This window comes from Myroides albus (assembly GCF_009711045.1).
Taxonomy (GTDB): domain Bacteria; phylum Bacteroidota; class Bacteroidia; order Flavobacteriales; family Flavobacteriaceae; genus Flavobacterium; species Flavobacterium album_A.
This window is the reverse complement of record NZ_WMJX01000035.1, coordinates 18162-27501: the sequence shown is the minus strand read 5'-3', so window position 1 is coordinate 27501 and position 9340 is coordinate 18162. Positions and strand designations below refer to the sequence as shown.

General features: G+C 32.9%; 9 protein-coding genes. 5 read left to right on the top strand and 4 right to left on the bottom strand.

The annotated features are described in order from the left end of the window. Positions 1 to 441 precede the first annotated feature (441 nt). Entirely contained in the window at positions 442 to 879 is a 438-nt protein-coding gene (locus GJV76_RS12610) for an RNA polymerase sigma factor (RefSeq protein ID WP_155092972.1), read from the top strand. Continuing rightward, positions 869 to 1474, top strand: a complete 606-nt coding sequence (locus GJV76_RS12605; RefSeq protein ID WP_155092971.1) for a hypothetical protein — start codon at positions 869 to 871, stop codon at positions 1472 to 1474. Before GJV76_RS12610 ends, GJV76_RS12605 begins: the two co-directional genes overlap by 11 nt. Positions 1475 to 1515: 41 nt before the next feature. Here GJV76_RS12605 and GJV76_RS12600 read toward each other — a convergent pair whose 3' ends face one another. The 3 genes from GJV76_RS12600 to GJV76_RS12590 form a co-directional block, all read right to left on the bottom strand. Further along, positions 1516 to 3468, bottom strand: a complete 1953-nt coding sequence (locus GJV76_RS12600) for a heavy metal translocating P-type ATPase (RefSeq protein ID WP_155092970.1) — start codon at positions 3466 to 3468, stop codon at positions 1516 to 1518. 89 nt (positions 3469 to 3557) lie between these two features. Beyond that, positions 3558 to 4880 (bottom strand): MATE family efflux transporter, encoded by a 1323-nt coding sequence (locus GJV76_RS12595; RefSeq protein ID WP_155092969.1) that lies wholly within the window; start codon positions 4878 to 4880, stop codon positions 3558 to 3560. Positions 4881 to 4995: 115 nt separating this feature from the next. Continuing rightward, positions 4996 to 5712, bottom strand: coding sequence for an OmpW/AlkL family protein (locus GJV76_RS12590; protein WP_155092968.1), 717 nt, complete (start codon positions 5710 to 5712; stop codon positions 4996 to 4998). 219 nt (positions 5713 to 5931) lie between these two features. Between GJV76_RS12590 and GJV76_RS12585 the strand changes: the two genes are divergently transcribed. Next, a complete protein-coding gene (locus tag GJV76_RS12585; protein WP_155092967.1) occupies positions 5932 to 6288 on the top strand; it encodes a CoA-binding protein in 357 nt (118 codons plus the stop codon). Here GJV76_RS12585 and GJV76_RS12580 read toward each other — a convergent pair. Continuing rightward, on the bottom strand, positions 6259 to 7767 hold the full coding sequence (locus tag GJV76_RS12580; RefSeq protein WP_155092966.1) for a sodium:solute symporter: 1509 nt from the start codon (positions 7765 to 7767) through the stop codon (positions 6259 to 6261). The genes GJV76_RS12585 and GJV76_RS12580 overlap by 30 nt on opposite strands. 175 nt (positions 7768 to 7942) lie before the next feature. On the opposite strand from GJV76_RS12580, the gene recR reads away from it, so the two are divergent. Both recR and GJV76_RS12570 read left to right on the top strand, forming a co-directional pair. Continuing rightward, a complete protein-coding gene (gene recR, locus GJV76_RS12575; protein ID WP_155092965.1) occupies positions 7943 to 8563 on the top strand; it encodes a recombination mediator RecR in 621 nt (206 codons plus the stop codon). A 541-nt stretch (positions 8564 to 9104) separates the two neighbouring features. Continuing rightward, on the top strand, positions 9105 to 9335 hold the full coding sequence (locus GJV76_RS12570) for a FeoA family protein (RefSeq protein WP_160338887.1): 231 nt from the start codon (positions 9105 to 9107) through the stop codon (positions 9333 to 9335). The last annotated feature ends 5 nt before the right edge of the window (positions 9336 to 9340 follow it).

Below are 9340 nucleotides of genomic sequence, written 5' to 3'. Positions count from 1 at the left end.
TTAAGAATCCCCAATCTCATATGAGGTTGGGGATTTTTTGTTTATATACTTCATAACTTAGTAGGATGATACTATTGGTAAATTTCTATTCAAGTGCTGAGAATATTTTGGATCAGTAATAATAGGGATCAATCCTAAAATTGGGAACTAAGCAAGAAGTTTAGTTAATCTAAAAAGAAAATATATTCTCTTTATTGATACTCTATCTTAGTATAGCTTGAAACTAAAAAAAAATGAGCTTGCTTTGTAACATTTGTACGATTATCATACTAACTATTTGAAAAGTTTATGTAAGTGTGGATTAGCATTACTTCTATTTGTGAGTATTTCCATGCGGGCATGTAAAGTTTAATTATTTTAAGGATAGTGAATAGGATTGTAGAAAAAGAGTTTTTGACTAATATTGAAATACATAAGGGCATTTTGTATAAAGTGTCACGTATGTATATGGATAATAGCGAAGACCAGGCAGATCTTTATCAAGAGATTTTGTTACAGTTATGGAAATCATATGACAAGTTTCAAGGAAAGAGTCTATTTTCGACTTGGATGTATCGCGTGGCCTTGAATACCGCTATAACTTATTTTAAAAAGGATAGGAAATTATCTACTAATAAACAGATGCTTAGTGATGATCAGTATAGTGTATTAGATGTAGAAGTTGATAAGGTTGTAGAAAGTCAAATTAACTATCTCTATAAAGCTATTCATTTACTTAATGATATTGAGAAGGCCTTGATATTTTTATACTTAGAAGGGTTTTCTCATTATGATATTTCTGTGAACTTAGGTATTTCAGAAGGAAATGCAAGAGTAAAGTTGAATAGAACGAAAAGCAAATTACAAGAAATTATAAAAAGGCAAGGATATGAATTTTGATGATTTAAAGAAGTCATGGCAGGAACAAGAACTGCCTACAGATATAGTAGCTTCTCAAGAGCTTAAGGTAAAAGTAAGTCGTCTGCCATTAGACAAGATTAGAGGTAATGTCAAAAAGGAGATTTGGATACAGATTATAAGTATAGTTTTTATCGTTTTCACTCCAAATATTCTGGATATACAGAATAATAAAATAGGTGGTTTTTATCTTTTCTATGGAATATTTGTGCTTATTACAGGATATTATATTTTGAAAATGTATCGCTTCTATAGAACATCTGCTTCTTTAGAATTAAACAGTAGAGACAGTGTATATGATAGCTATTATAACGTAAAGTTGTATATTCAAATGTATGAGAACTTTTGTTATTCACTTATTCCTTTTGGTATTCTATTACTTTTAGTGGCATCTCCTTCTTCTCAATTAGACCTTATTTTGGGAGGTGATTTACACGCTTTAAAGTATTTGGGAATAGTGTCTATTATTATGGTTGTTCTAATTTACTTTATTGCCAAGTATTGGATTAAAAAACTATATGGACAATATCTTCTACAAATTGAGCATACCTTACATCAGTTTAAGGAACAAGAATAAAAAAATCCCGATTACTATCGGGATTTTATGTTTGTATCAAGTTATATAAATTTCATTTTTTGGATTCTTACCGCGTTTAAGATTGCTAGTAATGCAACTCCAACGTCTGCAAAAACTGCTTCCCACATCGTTGCAACTCCACCTGCTCCAAGGATAAGTACAATAACCTTAACTGTTAGTGCGAGTACGATATTCTGAATTACAATCTTTCTTGTTTCCCTTCCTATGTGAATAGCAGTTGCTATTTTGGATGGTTGGTCAGTTTGTATTACCACATCTGCTGTTTCGATGGCTGCGTCACTACCAAGTCCTCCCATTGCAATACCTACATCACTTAAAGCAAGTACAGGTGCATCATTTATTCCATCTCCAACAAAAGCAAGTGATTTGTTTGGATTTTCTTTTTTGAGGGTTTCAACTTGTGCTACTTTACCTTCTGGTAACAAACCACCTACGGCATAATCTAAATTGATTTCTTTAGCAACCTTTTGGGTTATAGTATCTTTGTCTCCACTAAGCATCACAGTTTTAGAGACACCGAGCTTTTTCATTAATTGAATAGCTTCTTTCGAATCTTCTTTAATTTTGTCGGCGATTGTTATATACCCTGTATATAGACCGTTAATAGCGACGATTACAATACTTTCTACTATATCATCTATATTACTTGGGTATTCAATCTTAAAGTGCTTTAAAAGCGCTGTATTGCCCACGAGTATTTCTTGATTATCCACTTTTCCTTGTAATCCCTTTCCTGATATTTCATGTACATCTTCCGCTATTTTATCTGTAGGATAGGCTTCAACAATAGCTTTTGCTATGGGATGAGTGGATTGTTTCTCTATTGCAGCAACGATGTGTACAAAACTACTTTGTTCCATTGTTGTTTCTACTTTTTGTACTTTAAATACTCCTTCTGTTAAAGTTCCAGTTTTATCCATAACAACGATATCGAGCTTAGCCATAAGTTCTAAGTAATTCGATCCCTTGAATAGAATACCATTTTTAGATGCTGCGCCTATTCCACCAAAGTAGCCTAATGGAACTGAAATTACCAATGCACATGGGCAAGAAATAACTAAGAACACTAATGCTCGTCCCAACCAAGTTTGGAAAACATAATTTTCACCTAAAAAAAAGAAAGGTAAAATGGTTAAGGCAACGGCTAAGAAGAATACAATAGGAGTATATATTTTAGCAAATTTTCTAATGTACAATTCTGTTGTAGCTTTGCGTGCACTTGCTTCTTGAACCATTTGAAGGATTTTAGCAAGAGAACTATCTTGATACAACTTTGTTGTTTTAACTTCTATTACATTTTGTAAGTTGATCATCCCCGTAAGGACAACTTCCCCTTTTTTATAAGTAGAGGGTTTACTCTCTCCTGTAAGTGCTGAAGTATTAAAACTTCCTTTGTCTGTAAGTAGTTCGCCATCTAAAGGTATTTTTTCTCCAACTTTTACTTGTATAATTTCTCCTATTTGAACTTCTTCAGGGCTAACAACAGTATATTGATTGTTTCGATATACACTTGCTTCATTAGGTCTAATATCTAAAAGCGCTTTTATATTACCTTTTGCCTTGTTAACTGCAGACTCTTGAAATAGTTCTCCTATAGTATAGAAAATCATTACAGCAACTCCTTCTGGATACTCACCAATAAAGAAAGCTCCTAAAGTAGCTATTCCCATTAGCGAAAACTCATTAAAGAAATCTTTTCGTGCTCCTAATTTTACAGCTTCTTTTAAAACAGGGAGTCCTACAGGAAGGTAAGCGACACTATACCAAACTATTCTCAAAGTAGTGTTGTTAATAAACCAATCGGCTTTAAGAATGTAAGTTAATAGTAATCCTATAAACAAGAGTAGTAAACTGAATCCAACGAAGTATTTAGTGTTTTCGTCACCATGACTGTGGTCGTGATCATGATCGTGGTTATGATCGTGATCTTGGTGATTATGAGAGTGATTATGATTTGTATGTTCTTGACACATAGTTCTATTGTTTTTATTTATAACAAATGTACTAACATCTACTCAGTATAAATAATCTCCAACTATGTTTGCAACACTGTTGCATTGCCCTATTTATCTACAAAATTCTTTTTGAAGATGTACATTAAAGGGAAACTTCTGCAACACATCCATACTGCAAATGCAAGCCAAACACTGTATAATTTAAAGTCTAAGTAATCAAATAAAAGCAATGTGGGAATAAACCCACAGAAAGTAGCAAACAATAAATTATTGCGTAAGAATTTAGCATCTCCCATACCTTTGAATATTCCGTCATAGATATAAGCTAAGGCGTTAATAGGTTGCATTATTAGAACGAGCCAGAATACAGATACAAATACTTTAATTACTTCGGTTTCTTGGTTAAACAATAATCCTATTTGTTTATAAAAGGCAAGGCAAATAGCAATAAGTATAATTGCAATTATTATAGCGTATTTGCTTATGTCTTTACTCATTTTCCATAAGGCGTTATAGTTTTTTTCTCCTAATAACCTTCCTGATAAAGCATTTCCAGCACTTGCGTAACCATCAATGAAGAAGGAAAAGAACAGCCATATATTCATTAATATGCTTTGCGCTGCAATATAATTTTTACCGTAACCTGTAGCATAGGCGTTCGCTAAGTAAATAGCAACATTTAATGTAGCAGTGCGAATTATAAAGTTAAAGCTCATAATAATTAATGGCTTTAAAGAGGGATTTATTGTTTTTCTAAGCGCTAAGTTAAAAGGAGTGTATTTAAAGAAATAGTAAAACGCCATAATGAGCATAATGCTTTGTGCAATTACACTTGCATAGGCAGCCCCTTTGATGTGCATAGCAGGAAGTAAGCCGTCTATACCAAAGACGAAGAAATAAGTTAGGATTACGTTGATTATGGCACCTGTTAAGCTGCATTTCATAGCCCAAATTGTATTTTGCAACCCTCTGAAAACACCATAGAGTGCAAAAGTAATTAGGGTAAGAGGAAAGCCCCATGCTCTTATGAGGTAATATTCTTTGGCGTAGGTTAGGAGTAATCCTTCAGCGTTGTAAGCTGTGAATATTTCATTTACAAAGAATGTTGTAAATAAAAAGAGTAGTATACTTAATATAAAATTGAATAAAATAGCTTGTGGTACCAATGTTTTGACTGCAAATATCCTATTGGCACCTAAATGTTGAGAGACAGCTGCAGATATTGAGGTTTTCGTTTGGGCAACTATCCATATTATGGCAGAAAGAAATGAGCCGACTAAACCAACAGCCGCTAAAGCTTCCACGCTATTTTCTTTTACGTTTCCAACTATGGCTATGTCAGTCAAAGAAATAATAGATTCTGATATTCCAGCAAAAATGGCTGGTATGGCTAATTTATTTATATCCTTAAACGAAATGGTACTCTTCATGATAAACGCTACTCTCTTTTATGCGTACAAAGTTCGTTAAAATAAAGGCAATAAAAAACCAACCCACACAACTGTAGTTGTATGGGTTGGTAAAAAAAAATGTCTCATTAAATAATTAAAAACGCATTCCTACACCGAATCCGATTAACATAGGATCGATTTTTACTTTAGCAGGGATGCTTAATTCAGTAGTTCCAGCAGCTTGTGCTTCTGGAGTTAATAAATTAGATGCATTAACTGATACGTCTGTTTTTAAGAATAATTTTTTAAAGTCAACGTTGATGAAGAACTTATCAGTTACATCAATATCGAATCCAAATTGGTATCCCCATCCAAACTTATTATCATAAGAAATATCTTTAGCAACTCCTGATTTTTCATTGTAGAAAATTGTATAGTTTGCACCAATACCTACATACGGTTTAAAGTTATCCGTTACTTGGTGGTGGTATTGTACCATTAAAGTAGGAGGTAATAACCATACACTACCTAAATCAAGGTTTGCAGTAGCTGGTCCTCCAACTGCTTCTGGTAAACTAGAACCTAAAGTACCAACTGTGTGTCTTGAAGTACCTAAAATTAACTCAGCAGCAATGTTTTTAGTGAAGAAGTAAGTAAAGTCTAATTCAGGAATAAAGTTATTGTTAACGTCAATTTGACCTCCAATTCCTCCAATTTCTGCTCTGTTGTGAGGAATAACTCCTACACCACGTAGACGAACTTGCCATTTATAATCTTCTTTTGCTGTAGTAGAAACTTCTTGTTCTTGAGCAAATGCTGATCCACTAAAAAATAGAGCAGCTCCTAAAAAAGAAAGTAGTAATTTTTTCATAATTTTTTTATTAAATTTCTTAGAGTAAAATTAGCACAAAAAACAATTATGAAATATGATTTATGTCATCTTTGGAGTAAATAGTAGTTTTTTTAATAAATTTAAGGTAAATAATTGATGCATTTTGTGTGTTATTGTTATATATAATAATCTTAAGTGATTGTATATCATTAACAAATTAATTATTATAGTGTTTAATTTAAAAAAATAATAAATCGTATGAAGGTATTAGTTATAGGTGCTTCCACTAATCCGGAGCGCTATTCATTCAAGGCAATAAATATGTTACGAGAATATGATCATTCTGTGGTAGCATATGGTTTAAGAGAAGGAGTAGTAGCCGATGTAGTCATTGATACTACTAAGAAAGCGTATAGTGATATAGATACTATCACTATGTATGTTAACGCAAAACGTCAAGTTGAGTTTTATGACTACATACTAAGTTTAAAACCAAAACGCGTAATATTTAATCCAGGAACAGAGAACCCCGAATTTTATGCTCTATTATCAGCAGAGCAAATTACGTATGAAGAATCTTGTACCTTAGTGTTGTTGCGTACTGACCAATTTTGATTTATTGCTAATCAACAGCAACAATAATACAGTTAGGGTTCCATTTACAAGTATAAGTTCATTATCGAATACATAACCAGCAAACCACTGTTGTGAATTATTGCTTAATATAAGCGTTAGGATTGGAGATGCAAGACATATCAACGGGACAATTTTATCTTTGACTCTTCTTGATTTGAATAATATTGCAAAAGCAAATAGACCAAGTAAAGGACCATAGGTATAAGACGCTATTTTAAATATCATGCTCACGACAGATGCATCGTTAATGGCATTAAACAGTATGATTACTAAAAACATTAATAGAGAAAAACTAAGATGAACTACTTTGCGTTTCCAAATGTTAGAGGGTTTGTCTTTTTGTTTATCCATATTTAAAAAGTCGATACAAAAAGAAGTAGTTAAAGCTGTTAATGCTGAATCTGTTGTAGCAAAGGTAGCTGCTGTAAGCCCAAGTAAGAAAACTATGGCAGGGATCAAGCTTAAGTGATTAAATGCTATTTCGGGAAATAGTAAATCGGTGCGTGGTTTACCTGTAATCTGATCTATAGGTACAGCGATTCCCTGTTGTTCAGCATAAATATAGAGTAGGGCACCAACTCCTAAGAAGAACAGATTTATGATAACGAAAATCGCTGTAAAGGAATACATGTTTTTTTGTGCTTCTTTAATATTTTTACAACTGAGGTTCTTCTGCATTAAATCTTGATCTAAACCAACCATTGCTAAAGTGACAAATACTCCTCCAATAAATTGTTTCAAGAAGTGGAATCGATTGGAGATAAGGTCTTCGAAGAAAAAGATCTTTGAATAGTTACTCTCTTTGATTGTTTCAAATGCTTGTATAGGACTTAAATCTAAGCTATTGCAAATAAAAATAATCGTAAAGATAACAGAGGATACAAGAAAGAATGTTTGTAGCGTATCTGTTACTATAATTGTTTTTAAACCTCCTTTGTAGGTGTAAGCGTAAATTAGCAACAAAGCGATTAAGACTGTAGAAAAGAATGGAATGCCATAGTAATCAAAAACATAGCGCTGTAGTACTATTACGACTAAGTATAGGCGGAAAGCTGAACCGATTGTACGGCTTATCAAAAATATCAATGCAGAAGACTTGTAGCTATAATGACCTAATCTTTTTTCAATGTAGGTATATATGGATACAAGATTATACTTATAGTATAGAGGAAGTAAGACGGCTGCAGTTAGAATAAAACCAACAGCATTTCCAAGTACAAATTGAAAGTATTTAAACTGTTCACCCGATGGTGCACCCACTTCGCCAGGTACCGAAATAAATGTTACGCCAGATAGCGCAGTCCCAATCATTCCAAAAGCGACAAGATACCATTTGGCATTTTTGTTTGCACTAAAAAAAGCATCATTACTACTGTCTTTCTTACTTATGTATTGAGATATAGCGATGAGCACGCCAAAATAAATAACAATAATGCTTATAATAGTAATTGGTGTCATAATACTTTAATTTCTTTATTGGAAGATGTCAAAGCTCAAATGTAAATATTTTTAACGTATGGTATCGATTTTCATTTTAGTTTATTCTATGTAGGTAGTTCTCGAAGATGACAAGCTATTGCATGAGACTATTAGTTAGCTACTAAAAACTCCCTTTTTTTGTATATTTGCAGTTATGGAATTTCCTTCAAAATTATTAGAGAAAGCAGTAGAAGAAGTGTCGCAATTACCAGGAATTGGCAAGCGTACTGCATTGAGATTAATGTTGCATTTATTGAAACAGTCTGAAGAGCAAACAATGCACTTGGCCACGGCTTTGACTAAAATGCGTACAGATATAATTTTCTGTACGAGCTGTCATAATATTTCTGATAAAGAAGTATGTGATATTTGTGAAAATCCTCTACGTGATCACAGAACTATTTGTGTTGTAGAAGATGTACGCGATGTCATGGCTTTGGAGAACACCCAACTTTTCAAAGGTATTTATCACGTGTTAGGAGGGAAAATTTCTCCCATTGACGGGATAGGACCAAGTCAACTTAAAATTCAATCGCTTGTTGATAAAGTGAAGAATGGAGAAGTATCAGAAATTATTTTTGCTTTAAGTTCTACTATGGAGGGGGATACAACTAATTTCTACATTTATAAACAGATTAAGGATTACAATATAATAACGTCTACAATCGCCCGTGGAATTGCCGTAGGAGATGAATTAGAATACGCTGATGAAGTTACTTTAGGCCGCAGTTTAGTACATAGAGTTCCTTTTGAAAATGCCTTTAAAACGATTTAGGATAATTTGTATGTAATCTTGGAGAAACAAGAGTGATTTACTGTTACGTTTCTAATCAACTAACTTCTTTACACTTCAAATTTTAATCTGTATAATACTGCAAGTACTTTCCTAATTGCCCTTTAGAGTGCAAGAAGTCTATTCAATAAATACACTTGTTTGTGGGCAAACGTTCAATAAAACACCATTCTTTCTTGTACTATATATTCTTGTTAACCAATTAAGATTCTTATAGTTAACGATATGGGTAGGGGGTTGTATTTTAATTATCTCTAAACTTTGCTGCTGAATCAGAAGGTTTGCTGAAGTGTTTAAAGGGTAACTTATCACAGCGAAGTGTCAAAAATTTGTATGCAGTTATACTCCTTTCTAATTGTTGTTTTTTTGGTTAAAATTTGAATATTGAAATGTCGCAGAAACAGAAATCTACTTATTTAGTTTATTCTGATTGTTTTAGATTATAGTTGTATTAAATTTTTAACACTAAATTAATTGTTAGACAAGTCTAATTATGTAATTTTGTTTCTCTAAAGAATTAAAAGTGAAATTATCAGAACTACATAAAGGGACAATTGCAAAGATTGTGGGAATCGAAAAAGGCTGTGCACGAGAAGTGCATCAACGATTTTTAGATTTGGGATTTGTTCCTGGTGCAGAAATTGCAGTGCACAATATAAGTCCGCTTAAGGATCCTGTGGCTTATACGATACACAATACACTAATTTCATTGAGGAGGGAAGATGCTAATATGGTGTTAGTTTCTATAGAGTAATTTAT